The 18,744-nt window shown below is 35.1% G+C and carries 19 protein-coding genes; 10 read left to right on the plus strand and 9 right to left on the minus strand.

The features are described 5' to 3' along the window. Positions 1–58: 58 nt before the first annotated feature. Both DNG35_RS09190 and DNG35_RS09195 read left to right on the plus strand, forming a co-directional pair. On the plus strand, positions 59–469 hold the full coding sequence (locus tag DNG35_RS09190) for a hypothetical protein (RefSeq protein ID WP_111128316.1): 411 nt from the start codon (positions 59–61) through the stop codon (positions 467–469). Next, positions 462–1,142, plus strand: coding sequence for a uracil-DNA glycosylase family protein (locus DNG35_RS09195; RefSeq protein WP_233494476.1), 681 nt, complete (start codon positions 462–464; stop codon positions 1,140–1,142). Before DNG35_RS09190 ends, DNG35_RS09195 begins: the two co-directional genes overlap by 8 nt. 52 nt (positions 1,143–1,194) lie before the next feature. On the opposite strand, the gene DNG35_RS09200 is transcribed toward DNG35_RS09195, so the two are convergent. The 3 genes from DNG35_RS09200 to DNG35_RS09210 form a co-directional block, all read right to left on the minus strand. Continuing rightward, a complete protein-coding gene (locus DNG35_RS09200; protein ID WP_111128319.1) occupies positions 1,195–2,070 on the minus strand; it encodes an OmpA family protein in 876 nt (291 codons plus the stop codon). Between the two features lie 89 nt (positions 2,071–2,159). Next, positions 2,160–3,155: a glycosyltransferase family 2 protein gene (locus DNG35_RS09205; protein WP_111128322.1), complete on the minus strand. Its 996-nt coding sequence runs from the start codon at positions 3,153–3,155 to the stop codon at positions 2,160–2,162. A 9-nt stretch (positions 3,156–3,164) separates the two neighbouring features. Further along, a complete protein-coding gene (locus DNG35_RS09210) occupies positions 3,165–3,611 on the minus strand; it encodes a type I restriction enzyme HsdR N-terminal domain-containing protein (RefSeq protein ID WP_111128325.1) in 447 nt (148 codons plus the stop codon). A 54-nt stretch (positions 3,612–3,665) separates the two neighbouring features. Between DNG35_RS09210 and holA the strand changes: the two genes are divergently transcribed. Both holA and menA read left to right on the plus strand, forming a co-directional pair. Continuing rightward, positions 3,666–4,673 (plus strand): DNA polymerase III subunit delta, encoded by a 1,008-nt coding sequence (holA, locus tag DNG35_RS09215; RefSeq protein ID WP_111128328.1) that lies wholly within the window; start codon positions 3,666–3,668, stop codon positions 4,671–4,673. Continuing rightward, on the plus strand, positions 4,674–5,576 hold the full coding sequence (gene menA / locus DNG35_RS09220) for a 1,4-dihydroxy-2-naphthoate octaprenyltransferase (protein ID WP_111128332.1): 903 nt from the start codon (positions 4,674–4,676) through the stop codon (positions 5,574–5,576). It begins immediately after the preceding gene. A 63-nt stretch (positions 5,577–5,639) separates the two neighbouring features. Here menA and DNG35_RS09225 read toward each other — a convergent pair whose 3' ends face one another. The 4 genes from DNG35_RS09225 to DNG35_RS09240 all read right to left on the minus strand — a co-directional run bounded on the left by DNG35_RS09225 (position 5,640) and on the right by DNG35_RS09240 (position 10,225). Then, a complete protein-coding gene (locus DNG35_RS09225) occupies positions 5,640–6,125 on the minus strand; it encodes a YfaP family protein (protein WP_111128335.1) in 486 nt (161 codons plus the stop codon). A gap of 100 nt (positions 6,126–6,225) precedes the next feature. Then, positions 6,226–7,533 (minus strand): Omp28-related outer membrane protein, encoded by a 1,308-nt coding sequence (locus DNG35_RS09230; RefSeq protein WP_111128338.1) that lies wholly within the window; start codon positions 7,531–7,533, stop codon positions 6,226–6,228. Beyond that, a complete protein-coding gene (locus DNG35_RS09235) occupies positions 7,534–8,265 on the minus strand; it encodes a T9SS type A sorting domain-containing protein (RefSeq protein WP_111128340.1) in 732 nt (243 codons plus the stop codon). Positions 8,266–8,338: 73 nt separating this feature from the next. Then, entirely contained in the window at positions 8,339–10,225 is a 1,887-nt protein-coding gene (locus tag DNG35_RS09240) for a T9SS type A sorting domain-containing protein (RefSeq protein WP_146228854.1), read from the minus strand. A gap of 132 nt (positions 10,226–10,357) precedes the next feature. On the opposite strand from DNG35_RS09240, the gene DNG35_RS09245 reads away from it, so the two are divergent. From DNG35_RS09245 to DNG35_RS09270, 6 genes are all read left to right on the plus strand, one after another. Continuing rightward, on the plus strand, positions 10,358–10,834 hold the full coding sequence (locus DNG35_RS09245; RefSeq protein ID WP_111128345.1) for a TlpA disulfide reductase family protein: 477 nt from the start codon (positions 10,358–10,360) through the stop codon (positions 10,832–10,834). Between the two features lie 31 nt (positions 10,835–10,865). After that, positions 10,866–12,518: a DUF6029 family protein gene (locus tag DNG35_RS09250; protein WP_111128348.1), complete on the plus strand. Its 1,653-nt coding sequence runs from the start codon at positions 10,866–10,868 to the stop codon at positions 12,516–12,518. A gap of 286 nt (positions 12,519–12,804) precedes the next feature. Further along, positions 12,805–13,485 (plus strand): metal-dependent hydrolase, encoded by a 681-nt coding sequence (locus DNG35_RS09255; RefSeq protein WP_111128351.1) that lies wholly within the window; start codon positions 12,805–12,807, stop codon positions 13,483–13,485. Continuing rightward, positions 13,482–14,531, plus strand: coding sequence for an o-succinylbenzoate synthase (locus tag DNG35_RS09260; protein ID WP_111128353.1), 1,050 nt, complete (start codon positions 13,482–13,484; stop codon positions 14,529–14,531). Before DNG35_RS09255 ends, DNG35_RS09260 begins: the two co-directional genes overlap by 4 nt. Positions 14,532–14,533: 2 nt before the next feature. Next, positions 14,534–15,469: a CPBP family intramembrane glutamic endopeptidase gene (locus tag DNG35_RS09265; protein ID WP_111128355.1), complete on the plus strand. Its 936-nt coding sequence runs from the start codon at positions 14,534–14,536 to the stop codon at positions 15,467–15,469. A 57-nt stretch (positions 15,470–15,526) separates the two neighbouring features. Next, positions 15,527–16,630, plus strand: coding sequence for an AMP-binding protein (locus DNG35_RS09270; RefSeq protein WP_111128358.1), 1,104 nt, complete (start codon positions 15,527–15,529; stop codon positions 16,628–16,630). On the opposite strand, the gene DNG35_RS09275 is transcribed toward DNG35_RS09270, so the two are convergent. After that, positions 16,622–17,086 (minus strand): hypothetical protein, encoded by a 465-nt coding sequence (locus DNG35_RS09275; protein WP_111128360.1) that lies wholly within the window; start codon positions 17,084–17,086, stop codon positions 16,622–16,624. The genes DNG35_RS09270 and DNG35_RS09275 overlap by 9 nt on opposite strands. Continuing rightward, positions 17,086–18,735 (minus strand): M1 family metallopeptidase, encoded by a 1,650-nt coding sequence (locus DNG35_RS09280; protein ID WP_111128362.1) that lies wholly within the window; start codon positions 18,733–18,735, stop codon positions 17,086–17,088. Before DNG35_RS09280 ends, DNG35_RS09275 begins: the two co-directional genes overlap by 1 nt. Between the last annotated feature and the right edge of the window lie 9 nt (positions 18,736–18,744).

An 18,744-nucleotide genomic window follows, 5' to 3' on the forward strand; every position in this document is an offset into this window, starting at 1 on the left:
TAAAAGATTTTTTCAAACAAGTATTTCTTACTTTAGTCATTCAATCAAAAATAAACTTATGAAAACCACTATTTTAAAAAACCTTGTCTTACTTTTTATTCCAATAACCATAGTAGGCTGTAACGACGGAAATAAATCTACTGAGAAAAAAACACTTTGTTTTGAAAGTGAATATCCGCACCAAACCAATCCCGATATGAAAGACGCTTATACGTTAGAAATAAATGTAGAAGGCGATAAAGTAACCGGAACTTACAATTGGTTCCCTGCAGAAAAAGACCAACGAAAAGGAACTTTCTCAGGTACGGTAGAGGAGCATATTGTAGATGCGGTCTATACTTTTGAACAAGAAGGGCAGAAGCAAACTACAAATATCAAAATTTATTACGACAAAGAAAAAGCTACGGTTTTGGGAGAAAGCCCAGAATTAGGCCTAGGGGCGAAAATAAAAAAGGTAGCATGTGAATAAAACAAGCACTTTGTTCATTCACCAACATCCATATCCGCCATTTATTCCTAAAGACGCCAATAAGCTTATTGTGGGTACTTTACCGCCGCCAAGATTTACGACGGGAGATTTAAAACCAAACGACGTCGATTTTTGTTATGGCAGTAGCGATGGGCAATTATGGCAAATTCTTGGAAAGATTTTTAAGATTGATTTTTTACATGAAAATACAGAAGCAGCCATTTTGCAACGTAAAAATTTCCTCGAAAGAGAAAAGATAGGCATTTGTGATATGGTAGAAGTCGCTTACCGCGATAAAATAGATGCTTCTGACTTGGGTATTCTAAAACCAAAACTTAGACCGATGATCGAAATTCTAAGAGAAAACCCAAGTATAGAAACTTTATTGTTTACCGGAGGAAATTCCAGAAACGGACCCGAATATCTTTTCAGGCGATTGCTCAAGTCCTATAGGGATATTCAGTTGAAGAAAGTGAGCTTAGAAACTCCTAAAATTCACCAGTTTCTGTTAGAAGGCAGGTCAATCAAAACCGTTTCGCTCACTGCTCCGTCTGGCTCGGCAAATCGTGCGGTAGGAAGTATGTCATTGTACAAATTTTTGAAATCTAAAAATAAAGATTTTACCACTATAGATTTTCGGGTGTTGCAGTACGAACCTTATTTTACGACATAAAAAAACCTCTGTTTTACCAGAGGTTTTTCATTCCATAAAAGTGAAATTAATATTAGTTTCCTGATTTGGAAGCTTCGGTAGCTTCTTTCATTCCTTCTTCTATCATCGTGTAGAATTGATCTAGTTTTGGTAAAACCACAATACGTGTTCTGCGGTTAGCTGCTTTTCCTGAGGTAGTAGTATTTTCGGCAACAGGAACATATTCACCACGACCTGCAGCAGTCATTCTTGCTGGATTAACACCAAAATCTTTTTGTAAAATACGAACGATGGCAGTGGCACGTTTGGTACTCAAATCCCAGTTGTCTACGATACAATTATTGCTGATCGGCACATTGTCGGTATGGCCTTCAACCATAAATTCAAAATCAGGCTTGTTTTTTACCACAGTAGCTACTTTGCCAAGAACTTCTTTTGCACGATCAGAAACTTGGTAGCTTCCGCTTCTAAATAAAAGTTTGTCTGAAATAGAAACAAAAACAACTCCTTTTTCTACGTTGATCTCGATATCTTCATCATTAAGATTTCCTAAGGCACCTTTTAGGCTCGTCACTAACGCGAGCGTCACCGAATCTTTCTTGTTCATCGCATCACGCAATGTCTTGATTTGCATGTCTTTTTCTTTGATGCTCTCGAGTGATTTTTCTAAGTTTTCGGCTCCTTTTTTAGATAAGGTTGCCAAATCTCCTTGATTGCTTAATAAAGCAGCATTGGTATTTTTTAAGGTGCTCACTTGATCTTGTAAGCTTTCTACCTTAGTCGTAGCAACTCTTTGCTCTTCTAGACAAGAGTTGAGCTTTACAGTTGCTGTGTTTAGCAAATCTTGTGTTTCTTTCTGTTTGGTTTCTAGTTCTTTGTATTTCTTTTGTGATACACAAGAACATAAAACGATGGCTGCCGATGCGCCAAATAATAAAATACGTTTCATTTTGATATGATTTAGTAGTCCCAAAGCTATAAAATTAGGTGAGTAGTAAATCGAATATTAACAATATTTTTTGTTTTATCTGAAAAGAATTACAACTCATTAAACCTTTTTTTGTTTTCGACAAAATAATGCCAAACAATAGCATTTACTTTAGCATAAGTAGTGGTATTACATCCTGAAGTTTTTGCCTTTCGGCGGATTTTTGTAAAATTCTGATAAAAGCTAACATGTGCATTGATAATCGCCCAACAGTGCTTTGGTTTTCCTTGCGCTAAAAACTGAATACCTGCAAGCCCATCAAGACAAAACCGTGTAAAGATCAAAAAATATTTACGGCTCTCTGGAGCATTCTTGAGTAGGTTGTATAGGGAGTTTCTAAAGTTATAAAAGGTTTTTTTGGGATTGAGTGTATTTAAGGTTGCTCCGCCTACGTGATAAACTTTACTTTTTGGCGTATAAAAAATTTGATACCCCAAATTGTGAATTCGCCAACACAAATCGATCTCTTCTTGGTGGGCGAAATAATCTTCATCAAAACCATTTAACTTTTCAAAAACTTCACGACGAACTGCCAGACAAGCGCCGCTTGCCCAAAAAATAGGAATTTCTGTATCGTATTGCCCTTGATCTTCTTCAATCGTATCAAAGATTCGACCACGGCAAAAAGGATAACCCATCTTATCGATAAAACCACCAGCCGCTCCAGCATATTCAAAATAGTTTTTTCGTTTGTAATCTAAAATTTTGGGCTGTGCAGCAACCACATGCGGATGGCTTTCAAAAAGAGTCTTTATTGGGAGTAACCAACCTTTGGTCACTTCGATATCGCTATTCAGTAAAATGTAAATGTCTTCTTTTACTTGCTTTAGCGCATCGTTATAACCTTTGGCATAACCACCGTTTACTTTATTGATGATGATTTTTACATCGGGATAATTTTCTTTGACAAAAGCCACCGAATTGTCTGTAGAAGCATTGTCAGCCACATAAATTGTTGCTTCTGGAGAAAATTGTGTTACCGAAGGTAAAAACTTTTCCAGCAAGTCTTTTCCATTCCAATTTAAGATGACGATGGCAATACTCATAAATGCAAATTAAAGAGAAAACTCAGGAATATCTGTCAAGAAATGGTATTTTTTATTTTCGTAGTCAAGTTGACAGAAATAGTGTTCTAATCCGTTGGTGACCATCAAAAAATCTGCTTGTAACGAGAGGTTATACCTGGCGATTTGATCAAAAGTAGTTTGTGTAATTTTTACCGAAGGAGCTTTGCATTCGACGACCAAATTGATGCGGCCATCAGGATAAAACCCAACCACATCATACCTTTTGCTAAGGTCGTTTACTTTTAGTTGCTTTTCGACATTGATGAGCTGTAGCGGATATTTTTTTTGTTCCCGTAAAAAACAAACCACGTGTTGTCGAACCCATTCTTCGGGGGTGAGCATCACAAATTTTTTACGAACAATATCAAATACAGCCATTTTATTTTCTGTATTTTTGAAACGAAATTGATATGTAGGGAAGTTGAGTTTTTCCATCAGTTTTCAAAGAAAATGCTTTTTCCGCTTTAAGCGAAATTTAGACATCATTTTATGAACGAAGTAAACACGATTCTAAAAGATATTACTAACAAAAACCTAAAGCCTATCTATTTTTTGATGGGCGAAGAACCGTTTTATATCGATAAGATTTCCAATTTTATTGCCGATAAGGTGCTTACTGAAGACGAAAAGGCTTTTAATCAGGTGACGCTTTACGGAAAAGACATTACAATAGAAGATATCGAGAGCAACGCCAAACGTTATCCGATGATGGCAGATTACCAAGTGGTGATCGTAAAAGAGGCGCAAGAACTTATCAAAACAATAGAAAACCTTACCTCTTATGCAGAAAATCCTCAACCAAGTACTATTTTGGTGATTTGTTATCGTTATAAAACTTTAGATAAACGAAAAAAATTAGCGAAAGCAATTGCTAAAACTGGTGGAGTACTTTTTGAAAGTAAAAAACTGTATGAAAATCAAGTTCCGAACTGGATTTCTAACGAGTTGAAGCACCGTGGTTTTAAGGCATCTCCAAAAGTAGTGCATTTATTGGCTGAATTTTTGGGTAGCGATTTAGGAAAAATCAATAATGAGCTCGACAAATTAGAGGTGATTTTTGAAGAAGGAACCACTATAACACCGGAACACATTGAGCAAAATATAGGAGTGAGCAAAGATTTCAATAACTTTGAGCTACAAAAAGCAATAGCCCATAGAGATTATAAAAAAGCTTACCAGATTGTAAACTACTTTTCGCAAAACACCAAAGAAAATTCCATTCTCAAAACAGTTCCTATTTTATACAGCTATTTTTCAAAAGTTTTGATGTATCACGGTTTGAAAGATAAAAGCAACAAAAATGCTGCTTCGGTTTTGGGTGTTCATCCTTTTTTTATGGAAGATTATGTGACAGCGGCAAAAAATTACCCCATGAAGAAAATAAGTCAAAATATTGAAGCTTTACGAGAGATTGATGGAAAAAGCAAGGGCGTAAACTCAGTCTCTGCTTCCGAAGGAGATTTGTATAAAGAGTTGTTGGTCAAAATCATGTTGTAAATGAGCAAGTTTAAAAATTGGGTTTCTGCAGCACGCTTGCGTACTTTGCCACTTTCGGTATCCGGTATTATTATGGGGACTGCTTTAGCGGATTTAGCGGGTTTTTTTGATATTGGTATCTTCATTTTAGCTCTGCTAACAACACTTTCGCTACAGGTTTTATCAAATTTTGCCAACGATTATGGTGACGGGATAAAGGGGACAGATAATGAGCATAGAGTAGGACCCAAACGAGCATTGCAAAGCGGGGCTATTTCTAACAAACAAATGAAAAAAGGGATCGTCATCAATAGTATTATTTGTTTATGTTTAGCAGCTTTACTCATTTACTTTTCCTTTACCAAAGAACAACTTGTGTTTGTGTTCTTTTTTCTGGTTTTAGGGGTTTTAGCGGTTGTGGCGGCTATAAAATATACCGTAGGGAAGTCAGCATATGGTTATGCTGGTCTTGGTGATGTGTTTGTTTTTATTTTCTTTGGCTTGGTAAGTGTTTTGGGGGTAAAATTTTTATACCATCAGGATTTTAGTTGGTTTGCTGTTTTGCCGGCAACAACAATTGGTTTGCTTTCTACAGCGGTTTTAAACCTCAACAACATACGTGATATTGAGAACGATCGTTTTTCAAATAAAAACACCTTAGTGGTAAAAATAGGAGCTGAGAAAGCTTTAAAATACCATTTCGGAATCATTATCACCGCATTTATCAGTTTTTTAATTTATTTGTTTCTACTAAAACACCCAATACTCTTTAGTTCTCTAATCGCTTTTGTGCCTGTATTTTTTCATATTAAAAAAGTAGTGAATTTTACAAACCCAAAGCAATTTGATGCGGAATTGAAAGTAATTGCGCTTTCTACTTTCTTACTTTCATTGCTCTTTATGATACTGGTTTTTATAAAATAAAAAAACTACCTATAAAAATAGGTAGTTTAAAATATAAACATTAAAATTTAGTGAATGAAAACGTTATTGTTGTTCGTGTGTCCAAACATCAGACATTCCGCTAGAAAGTGACCCTGTTCTTGTTGCAATTATTTGATTATTTTTTACGACACGTAAAGTAAAACTAGAACTAGCACTATTGCCATTACAATCTCCATAGTATTCTACCCAATATTTATATGTTCCTGTAGGTGCAGTTCCATCTTCCCAATAAATATTTTCGTTAGGTCCTTGCGAACAACTTGAACAATAGCAATCAACATCTAATTCGCCACCATCAGCATTTGCATTGGCGTAATAAACTTCAATTCCATTTGGTGTTTCTACATGAAGGTCTAAATCTACGTTTTCTTCATTGGTAAATTGTAAGTTAAATCTTGGGTTTCCGGGTTGTCCCACTAAACTTCCGCCTCCATCGTCATTATTATCCTCGTCATCATTTGAACAAGAAGTAGTTGTCATGGTTATGCTTAATAAAAATGCCGTAATTAATAGATAATTTCTTTTCATAATATTATAAGTTTTGGTTATGATGTAAAAATAGTTTTATAATGGCATAAAAAAAATACCCAATAAAGGGTATTTTCTTACTTGTATCTTATTTGAAATATTATTCAAAACCAATATTCTCACCGGCTTTAACCGATTGAGCATTGACAGCATTATTGTTTTCATCGACTAAAAATACAGCGATGCCAAAATTAGAAACATCAAATGAGTTTCCATTATCGGTATGTGCATAATTATTTAGATCTATTGTACCGATCACTTCATTATGCGTTTTAAAAGGCTCAACAGAATTAGAGAGTTCCCTTCCTAAAACATTATCGGTAAGTGAAGCCTCTAACACGTGGTTATGTTCATAATTAGGAATAGGGTTTCCTAATTCAGATAATGGGTGACCACTTACTTCTACATAATAGTTGGTTTGATCATAAATCAATTTATCTTGATAGAGATAAACTGCTAGTTTATGATTTGATGGTATATTAATACTCGAGAGTAAATCTACTTCTACTCTCAAATCAGTTCCGTTTAATTTTGTCTGTATAGCAATACTTTGTTCGACTTCTGTTCCAGCTAAGCTGCTAATATAGTCAACCGCAGGCTGAATATCTACGTCTTGGCTCACAACTATATTTTGAGTGCGGTTTACAAATAATTTTGGTAAAGAATTACCTACATTAAATGCATCTCTTATAGCTTCTTCTTGTTCAAACTGCATTTCATCATTGTTGTGAATTGCTAGTACCACAAGGTCATCGCTTACTTCTTCAGCCTTATCAATTACAAGTAATACTCTTGGGCACCAACCACACCAAGTTCCTGTATAATCTTCAATGGCTACTTTTCTTTTAGGTGTAAAAACAGTAAAAGACTCAGAATTTACGTTAGAATCTCCTACACTAACACTATAAGTGTCATCAATTTCTGACGAGAAAATATTTCCAGAAATAGCATTTCCATTTACAATAAATGAGCTTGAATTGGTTAAATCTTCTCCGTTTTCACTAAAAAGCTGAAAAGTTACTTCTTGATTCTTCAATACTTTTGATTCTGAAATAACGATATAATTTTTATCTACAACTTCTATTGATATAGGATTTGAATTTATATTATTGACTGATCCATAAATGGTATAAGTACCAATTTCTTGAAAACTATATTCGTTACCAAAAATCGCTTCGTCGTTTACATAAAAAGTAGAGGCTTCAGTTAAATCGATATTGTTTTCATCTTCAAAAAGTGATAAAACTATGTTTTGATTGAGACCAATTTTTGTTCCTTGAATATTAGTTCTTAGCGTTATGAATTTTGCATTACTCGGGTCTGTGTTTATACTGTAATCATACTCAGAACTACAGCTTGTTACAAATAATATAAGTGTTGCAAAAAGATATGTAAATGAAGTTTTCATTTATTGTTTAACAATTTTTATCGTGGCTTTCTTATTATTACTGTTTGTAAACTCTAGCAAGTAAACTCCAGAATTTAAGTTGTTAATATTAACTTGTTGGTTACCTGCAGCTAGTCTTGAAGTCTTAACAGTTTTTCCTGTTATATCGTAAGTTTTAACAGAAATAGGATATTGTAATTTTAAATGGATAAAGTCCTTTGTATAGGTGTTCAAAACGTTGATTCCCATATTTGATAAATCAGCATTTTTGGTATTTGTGGTGCTATCATAGGTATAGGTAAAAGCAATAGATTCACCTGTAGGAATACCATTAGAAATGGTATAAACTGTAAAGGTATAAGAAACATTTTGAGACGTATCTATACCACTTTCTTTATTCCAGAAATAATCAAATTGACTATTCACGCTATTGGGCGCTATATTCATTGGTCCAGTTTCAGGTAAAAGGTCACCTTCGTTGATAGCAACAATACAGGTTGGATTAATGCAGATATCAACATTATCCCCGTTTGCATTCGTGATATCAGTTACCTCAAGATATGCCTCAATGCTATTTGTGCTGCTTGTGTTTTCAATATAAAATTTTAGCTTAGCATTGGCTTCGTCTAATTGTGTGAAAGTTAGAACGTCTCCATCATTTATTGGAGTCCCATCATGTTTGCTTAATGCTAATTGTGCATTTGAAAATAATGTAAATGCAAAAGCAATGAATAATAAGGAAATCTTTTTCATTTTTTCATTTTTTTAAACACCAATGAAGAGTAAAAACTCTTCATTGGATAAAATTTATTTTAGAGTCTATTTGCTATTCTACAATAAGCTTAGCCGTATACGATTTATTGTTACTTGTAACTCTAGCCATATACAAACCTTGAGTTAAATTCTCTACAGAAATTTGATTTTTTCCTATTTCTAAATTAGCTGAACTTAACACTAACTTACCTAAAGTGTCATAAATTTCTATGGTACCAACTTCTTTAGTATCTACAAAAACTAAACCATTATTGGTTGGATTTGGATAAATACTAAAAACATCTTGTGCAACTTGCTCTGTTCTTAAGGTAGTATCTTGTTTAGCAGACTGTAATACTGTTTGAGTTCTGTTGTCTTGAATAAATACTACTATTTGAAGATCATTCCATTCTTCTATAAAAGTGCCTGCTAAGCTTGCGGTTAGTTGTTTTTGAACAGCAGTTCCAGCGGTAAATGTTTCAGTTGTGCCATTTGCATCTGGAATCATTTTCATCATCACACTTTCAAACTCTGTTTCACCGTTTGGTTGAGTTGGAGAAATATTATTTACCGTTTCATGCTCAACCAAAACCGCATGTATAGTATAATCTCCCGTTAAGTAAGGTGTGATATCAACATCTACAGTAACTGTACTGTTTTCAACATGCGCATTGGTGATCGATAATTGAAAGTAAGCATCTGTTGCTAAAGCATCATTTACAGTTTGGTTTAATAATGGGGTATTAGCACTAAATGGATTACTGATAATATCATACTCTTCCCCGTCAACAAATAATGAAGGTACACTATTTACACCATAATAACCTCTTCTATTGCCCGCTTCCGCTTGATAGTATGGATCTCCATCTCCTGGCCAATCTACATGATAGGCTATATATGCATATTCATTCATTCTTTGTTGGTGAAAAGCATTGAAAGAGCCAAAGTTAAATCCTGCGCAAGGTCCACAAGTTGAGCTAGTAAAACGTTCAAGTAATGGAAATTTTGTAGTTACTTGCGATGCCACTTGTGCAACTTTGGTTTGTGTAGCATAAAAAGTGTTGAAGTTTGATTGACCATTTACTTGAGATACCCATAGACTAACATTTTTTTCACCAACGGTAGTTGTCCAATCATCCTGATGCGTTACATTTAAGGTAGAACCAGAAGCAACGTTCAATCCACTTAAGGTTTGTGTGTAAATAGTACCATTATCTACTTGCCAGTTTAACTCTATTGAAGTAATATTGTTTGTTCCTTCGTTTTTGATTTCTCCGGCCATTGTTACGACGTCACCTTGCAAATAAAAATCGTCTAAAACAAAATCTGTCATTCTTACATCATCAGCAAAAACTTCTTTTACTAAAACATCATCTAAAGTACTATAACCAATACCATCTGCTGCTGTTAAAGCTGTAAATCTAATTTTAGTTTGATTAGTTACGTTATAAGGTGCTAGGTTAATGCTTTCTAAAGTGTTTACAGCATTTTGATCTAAAGTCAACATATTAACCCAAGTGGTACCATTGTCGGTAGAAATATCTACAATGATATCGTTGTTAAATTGAGTACCTGATTGGTTTTGGAGAATAAGCAAGGTGTAATAGAAGCTCAACTCATAATTCGTGCCAGGTGTTAAAGCAAGCGTTGGGGTTTCGAGATATGCCTCTTCTGCACCATTTGCTCCAGAGTTTTGAAAAACCGAAACAAATTCTGCTGCGTTTTCACCATTAATACCACATCTGGCAGTAGAACTAAAGACACCTGCATATCCAGTACAGTTTGTCCAACCATAATTTCCATTGACTTGAACATGTGTAAAACTGCCAGGCGTTCCATTTTCAAAATCTTCAAAAAAGATTTGAGCCTCAGCTACAAATGCAAAAAGTATTGCAAATAAGCTTGTTAGGAGTAATTGTTTTTTCATTTTTATTAAGTTTTTGTTAAAAAATAAAGCCAAATGTAAACATTACATATTTAAAATCAAAAAAATGTTAAATAAAAAAAGTACAATGTTTGATTTTTAAAAATAACTTATGGATTATTTCACAAATTATAGTATAATTGCCATAATTTTCTCAAAAACAATATTATGAAAAAGATTATCCCTTTCTTATTTACGATTTGCTTTTTAACGGTTAACGCACAAGATATTCCTAATATATCACTTGAAAACTTAGAAGGCTCTACCGTTCATCTGCAAAATGTGTCGAAAAACGACAAACTTACCGTTATTACGTTTTGGGCTACTTGGTGTGTACCTTGTTTAAAAGAACTTGATGCCATTAATGATGTTTATAGCGACTGGCAAGAAGAAACAGGTGTAGAACTTTATGCGGTATCTGTTGATGATGCTAGAACTGTAAAAAGAGTAAGGCCATTAGTAAACGGTAAAGCTTGGGATTATCATATTCTATTGGACACCAATCATGAGTTTAAAAGAGCACTTGGGGTGAGTTTTCCTCCTTTTACCATGGTCGTAAAAAACAATAAAGTGGTTTATAGTCATTCTGGGTATGTGCCTGGAGCAGAAGACGAATTATATGAAGCTCTATTAGAAAACAAATAATAATTTTTCTCATTTATAAAACAACTAACCAATGAAAAAAGCAATCCTGTTTGTTTTTTTAAGCATTACTTTTTTTAATATAAAAGCACAAGATATAGGCACATTTTACGGAGGTTTCGAATCGAACTCCCAATGGTTACAAAACGATGATGAGTTAGGATTTCTAGCTCCAGATGATCAGTTTAGAAGTAATAATTACCTCCTTTTAAATTATAATTTAGGAAACTTCACTGCTGGTGTGCAGTATGAATCTTATTTGCCTGCACCTTTGTTGGGGTATGATCCTGCGATGCAAGGCAACGGAATTTCTAACTATTACCTCAACTATAAAGACGAAAAATTAGACATTACTGCAGGTTACTTTTACGAACAGTTTGGTAGCGGACTTATTTTTCGCGCTTGGGAAGAAAGACAATTGGGTATCAATACCGCTGTAAAAGGAGTAAAAGTAAATTTCAGACCAACCGACTTTGTGGATGTTACCGGAATATATGGACAGCAGCGTTACGGTTTTGAGATTTCAGAAGGCGTAGTACAAGGTGTAGATGCCAATTTCGATTTAGGCCATTTTATCGATAATGATGATTTGTTTGTTGATTTAGGAGGAAGTTATGTAGGTCGTTACCAAGATAACGGAGGAAACGTGAGAATTCCTACAACGGTTAATGCTTACAGTGGAAGAGTTGATGTGACTTTTAAAAATTTGTATGCCAATTTTGAAGCTATCCATAAAGATGAAGATGTCTTAGTAAATGAAGGGGTGATAACGAACAATGCCAACTTATACAAAGGCTCAGCACTATTGTTGAGTTTAGGCTACGCTCAGAGCGGATTGGGAGTTAATGCCACTTTTAGACGATTGGAAAACTTTAGTTTCTTTTCAGATCGTTATGTCGAAGGAAATCAGTTTAATCAATTGCGTATCAACTATGTACCTGCTTTAACCAAACAACATGATTATTTGCTTTCCAATATTTATGTGTACAATCCGCAATCAAGATTATTGCTGTTAGATTTTCAACAACAAGCAGGAGAAATGGGAGGACAGTTTGATATTTACTATACCTTTAAAAAAGAAACCGCTCTTGGTGGAAAATATGGTACTAAGCTTTCAGGAAACTTTTCGTATTGGGGTGGATTGGATGCAGATTTTGATGTTCCTACCAATAGCTATTCTTCCGAATTTATTGGTGCTGGTGGTGATCGCTATTTTAGGGAAATGACCTTAGAATTAAAAAAGCGTTGGACAGAGAAATTTAGCGGAATCTATTATTATACCAATACAAGAATAGATAAAGGAATTACCGATGGTTCGCCTCTTGGTTTTAAAGAAATTAAAGCAAATATTGGTGTAGCAGAACACACTTTACGCTTAGGTTCGGGCCAGTCTATTCGTTTAGAATTACAGCATTTATGGACAGAGCAAGATCGTAAAAATTGGATGGGTTCACTTTTAGAGTATAATTTCTCACCACGATTTGGGGTTTATACAGCAGATATATGGAACTATGAGGGTGAAGGTAAGCTTCATTATTACAATGTTGGAGGAAGCTATACCAAGGGAAGAACACGTGTGGCTCTAAATTACGGAAGACAAAGAGGAGGTCTAATCTGTGTTGGTGGGGTTTGCCGTTTTGTACCCGAGAACTCAGGTTTATCCCTTAATATTTCGACTTCGTTTTAAAACGAAACAATTTAAAATTCAAAAGCACTCTTTTTAGGGTGCTTTTTTTGTTAATTAAAGTTTAATTCGTTCATATTTCATTTTAGAAAAGAGATTTTTCCTAAATTTAAAATCAAAAGAAAAAATTATGAAATGAGCATAAACAAATTTCATCATTGCATGCCAACCTTTATGATTAAATTTTTTATGCGAAACTTGCCTGACGGCAGTCAGGTTCCTGAATGTGTAGTCCCGAAATGTCGGGATTAGTATCTTCACTTTCAGTAAACTATAAAATTTTAAACAGATGAAAATTACATTTTTTGGACAAAATTCCTTTCATATAGAAATTGCAGGTAAAAACATTATTGTCGATCCGTTTATCTCGGGTAACGAACTTTCTAAAGATAAAGTAGATATCCATTCGCTAAAAGCGGATTATATTTTGGTAACACACGCACATCAAGACCATACTTTAGACGTAGAAAGCATTGCGAAAAATACAGGAGCTACGATTGTCAGCAATTTTGAAATTACCAATTATTATGAGGAAAAAGGGTTTACGGTTCACCCAATGAACCACGGTGGAAGTTGGAAGTTTGATTTCGGAAAAGTAAAATACGTCCATGCCATTCATACCAGTACTTTTGCAGACGGAACCCATGGCGGACAACCAGGAGGCTTTGTGATTTCTGCCGAAGAAAAAAACATTTATATCGCTGGCGATACAGCGCTAACCATGGATATGAAGCTTATTCCGATGCAATTCCCGCTAGACTTGGCTATTTTGCCAATTGGCGATAATTTTACGATGGGGGTTGACGATGCGGTGATTGCAAGTGATTTTTTAGACTGCAATCGAATTTTAGGATGTCATTACGACACGTTTGGATTTATTAAAATCGACCACGGATTAGCGAAGGAAAAGTTTACTATGAAGAAAAAAGAGCTCATTTTATTGCCGATTAACGGAAGTCTGGAAGTATGATCAAAGCCAAATATCAACGGTATTTACTGGACTTTAAGAAACCCAGCGGAACCTCACGTGGTGTACTTACCCAAAAAGAAACATGGTTCATCAAGCTTGAAAGCGAAAACAAAATAGGAATTGGCGAATGTGCTGTTTTTCGAGGTCTGAGTTATGATGATGTGCCCAATTATGAAGAAAAACTTCAATGGGTTTGTGAAAACATCAACTTATCAAAAGAAAAATTATTTGCACAATTAAAAGAATATCCTTCCCTACTTTTTGGCTTAGAAACTGCTTATTTGTCTCTAGAAAACGAAAGTCCGTTTGAGGTTTTTCCTTCAGCATTTTCTCAAGGACAAGCAAAAATTCCAATTAATGGGTTGATTTGGATGGGTGATTTACGTTTTATGAAAGCTCAAATCAAAGAGAAAATCGACCAAGGTTTTAGTTGTATCAAACTAAAGATAGGCGCAATTGATTTTGATTCGGAAATCAGTTTACTTCAACATATCCGTAAAGAATTCTCTGCCAAAGAAATTGAATTGCGTGTCGATGCCAACGGCGCTTTTTCTGTAAAAGATGCTTTAGAGAAAATCAAAAGGCTTGCAGAACTCGATTTGCATAGTATCGAGCAACCCATCAAACCAAAAAAAATGGAAGCAATGGCAGCGCTTTGTGAGAAAACACCTTTGCCCATTGCACTAGACGAAGAATTAATTGGTGTGCTGGATGTAACAGAAAAGCAGAAAATGCTACAAATGATTAAGCCGCAATATATTATTTTAAAACCAAGTTTGGTAGGTGGTTTTCAGTCTTGCGACGAATGGATCAATTCCGCCGAAAGGCAAGATATAGGTTGGTGGATGACGAGTGCTTTAGAAAGCAATATCGGGCTCAATGCGATTGCACAATATACGTATAGCAAGCCAGCAAATATGCCTCAAGGTTTAGGAACAGGTAGTTTGTTTACCAACAATATTGAAAGTCCGTTGTTTATCGACGGCGAGTTTTTAAAATACGACCCAACTAATAATTGGGAGATCAAATCACTTTTTAATAAATAAAAATGTTTATACAGCAAGCTTTTAGAGGAGAAACTGGTTTTTGGCGTTACCTCATTGGTAGTTTGATTATTGCAGGATGTTCTGTGATGGGGCAAATGATTTTATATGTATTGGTCACGGTAGAGCTAGAAGGTAATATCTATGCCATAAATGAAGAAACCTTAATGTCAACTTTAGACTCTAATTTAACTTTAGGAGTCCTGTTGTTTTCTTTTGTTTTAGGATTTTTGGGGTTACTCTTTTCAATTAAGTTTTTGCATCAGATTTCTTTGAAAGCCATTACCACGACAAGGTCTAAATTCGATTTCAAACGTTTCTTTTTTGGTTTTGGATTGATTGCTTTTGCAGTCATTGTTTCTACAGTAGTCGATTACCAAAGCAACCCAGAAGATTATGTATGGAACTTTAAAGCCGAACGTTTTCTCATTTTAGCTGTAATAGCGATACTTCTGGTTCCGGTACAAACCAGTTTAGAGGAGTTTATTTTTAGAGGTTATTTGATGCAAGGTTTTGGTGTTTTAGCAAAAAACAAGGGTTTTGCACTGATGATGACCTCACTTATTTTTGGGCTGCTTCATATTGCGAATCCTGAAGTTGGCAAATTGGGCTACATCATTATGTTTTATTATATCGGGACAGGTTTATTTTTCGGAATTATGACTTTAATGGACGAAGGTTTAGAACTGGCACTTGGTTTTCATGCAGGTAACAATCTCATCGGCGCTTTGTTGGTCACCGCAGATTGGACCGTTTTTAAAACCGATTCTATTCTTAAAGATATTTCAGAACCAACAGCAGGCTTCGATATTTTCCTTCCTTTATTAATTTTTTATCCGCTATGCTTGTTAATCATGGCAAAGGTTTATAAATGGAACAATTGGAAAGAAAAGCTATTGGGTAAGGTTGAAAAACCTAATGAAGCACTATTGGAAAATTAAATTAAAATTAGTAATTTAATAACGTTGTTTTCGCAATAAAATTCCAATTTTGAATGTATGGCAGAGAACCCAGAAAAATTTTATCCTAGACTTCACGAAGATTTTCAGTTTAACAAAAATATACTGAACGAAGCGGGCTTGATACAGTTGGCCACTTTATATACCGAAGAAGGAGAACCGCATGAAGAAGAAATCGGGCAATTTATATTAGACTGGTTAGACCCAAACGATGAGATCGAAGTAAAAACATCGGGTTCTACAGGTGAACCAAAACTCATCAAAGTCAAAAAACTGTGGATGGTGAACAGTGCTTTGGCTACAGGTAAATTTTTTAAACTGCCTGAAAAAACCACTGCTTTACTTTGTTTACCTGTTTCTTATATCGCCGGAAAGATGATGTTGGTAAGAGCGATGGTTTTGGGCTGGCATCTCGATAGTGTTCCTCCAAAATCAAATCCGTTAGATCAAGTTTACAAACGCTATGACTTTTGCGCCTTAACGCCTTTTCAATTAGATAATTCTTTGTCGAGGTTACATCTGATCAAAAAACTGATTGTAGGCGGAGCACCAGTTTCGACACCGCTTAAAAATTTGGTACAAGGTTGCCCCACCAAAATTTACGAAACCTACGGAATGACCGAAACGGTTTCGCACATTGCAGCCCGTAGAATCAATTCTAAAAAAAGCAAGAAAAAAGAACTTCCGTTTAAAGTTTTACCAAATGTAACTGTAAGTCAGGACGAGCGAAATTGTTTAGTGATCAAAGCCCCTGGCGTTAATAAAAATAGTTTGGTGACCAATGATGTGGTAGAATTGGTAACTTATAAAAAGTTTTTTTGGTGTGGGCGTTACGATCATATCATCAATTCTGGCGGAGTGAAAATTTTTCCGGAGCAAGTAGAAAAAAAGTTGGAGAGTTTTATTTTGCATCGTTTTTTTATTACTTCTTTACCAGATGACGCACTTGGAGAAAAAGTGATTTTGTTTATTGAAGCTCCTTTTTCAGAGGAAAACTTATCCTTCTTTGCGGAAGAGCTTAAAAATTGCTGTGATTTGGAAAAGTTTGAAAAACCAAAAAAGATTTACTTCATCGAAAAATTTGAAGAAACGCATACTGGTAAAGTCAATAAAATAGCTACGGTAAAAGCGAGGTTAGCTTAAATCTGACTTTCTGAGCTCTTTGATCATCAAATCTTTGATGTGTTCGGCTTCGTCGCTGCCTACAAAAAAGGTTTTGTCGGGAGTTTCAATTCTTATCGCTTTCCCAAACTTTACATTAAAAAGCTTTCCTTTTGGGGTTAAGCGTAAACCTATTCCGTACCAAGAAGAAGGCTTAAAAACTTCGATATTTTCGGGTTTAATGCTTTCTAAATCCATCTGCTGCTTGAAGATGCGCAATCCAAAAGTAGCTTCAATTTTCTTGTTGGTCAAAGTGATGGTAAGTCTTGAAAAGATAAGGTTGACTACTATTAAAAAACCAAGAAACACCAGGTTAAAAATAGATAATGATAGGTCATTCGCTTTCAACGAGAGAAAAACTAAAACGACACAAACAGGTACAGAAATCACCCATATTAATATATTGAACTGTGTTTTTTTATAAAGGATGGTTTCCATTAGAACGGGTGATTGATGTAAAACTCTCTTTCGTTTACTTTGATATTTTTCTTATCGATTCCGTTGTCAAAAGATTTCCAATCTGGTGTCGGGAAAATACGGGTTTCCTTTCCGTTGATCAATACATTTAACGGCATGTTGAAATTTTCTGCATTAGCTTTCCAACGGTAATATACCACGTTGTCTTCTTTTTTGATTTCTAACTCAGGAAGTTTAGAAAAGTATAGGTACTGCTTAAAAATAGGAGTGAGGTTTTCTTTGGTGTTTTCTTCAAAAAAAGCAATTACTTCTTCTGAGGTAGTGATTTGGTGTTTAAATGTCAAACTAAAATCTTTCAGTAATTTCCACCATTTTTCATCATCGTTAATTACGCTTCTTATGGTATTGATCATATTAGCACCTTTGTGATACATGTCAGCAGAACCCTCACTGTTTACACCGTAATCACCAATAATTGGCTCTTGGTTTCCAATACTGTTTCTGAGTCCGTAAAGGTAGGTGAGCGCGTCTTCTTTTCCCCAACGGCATTCAATATAAACCGCTTCGGCATAAGAAGTAAAACCTTCGTGAATCCACATGTCGGCAATATCGCTTGCTGTAATGCTATTGCCAAACCATTCGTGTGCACTTTCGTGAATAGTGATAAAATCCCAACGTAGACCCACACCAGTTTTCGACAAATCGTTGCCAAGATAACCATTTACATATTGATTTCCATAAGCAACTGCACTTTGGTGTTCCATACCGAGATACGGTGTTTCTACCAGTTTAAAGGAATCCTCTTCAAAAGGATAAGTGCCAAATTTTTCGTAGAAACAATCCATCATGGGTTTGACTTCTGCAAAATGTTTGATGGCTTTTTCTTTGTTGTAGGAAAGCACATAATAATCGAGGTCTAAATCTTTATACTCATCTTCAATATGTACATAGTCACCAATATTTATAATAATGTTGTAATTGTTGATGGTGTTGGTTACTTTCCAACTCCATTGTGTGAATCCGTTTTTTAAATCTTTTTTTCCTGTAAGTCTTCCGTTAGAAACATTCATCAAACCATTTGGGGCAGCGATGTGTATTTCTGCTTCTTCGGGTTCGTCGCTTTGGTGATCTTTGTTAGGATACCATAAACTCGCTCCGGTACCTTGTACAGCAACACTTACCCAATCTTTGTTGTTTTTGTCTTTGGTAAAAATAAAGCCTCCATCCCAAGGTGGCGTTCTAGCTATGGTTGGGTTTCCGGAATAATAAAAGGTAAGGCTTTCTTTTTTTCCTTTTTTCAATTCTTTCGGAAAATGGATAAAAACAGCGTTTGCTTCACGTGTATATTTTAGCGCATCGTTTTTATAAATAATGGAGTCTATTTGCATATTCTCAAACAAGTCGAGCTGCATTTTCTTACCGCTTTCCAAGACTTCAAAAGTGATTTTGTTATAACCTGAAATATACTTTTTGTCAGGTTCAACCTTTAGGTTGAGGTTGTATTTAAGCATGTCGAAATTCGTTCGTTCAGGTCTCAGCGAACCCCGAAGTGTATCGGCTTTGGTATACTTTTGTCTCTTTCCGTCAAGAAGTTGTGCGTTTCCGCAAAGGGAAATGAGAAGACAGGTTAAAATAAAAAAAGCATTTCTTTGAAAAGTGGTTGACTTCATAAGAAATTA

The organism is Mesonia sp. K7, assembly GCF_003233725.1.
GTDB lineage: Bacteria > Bacteroidota > Bacteroidia > Flavobacteriales > Flavobacteriaceae > Mesonia.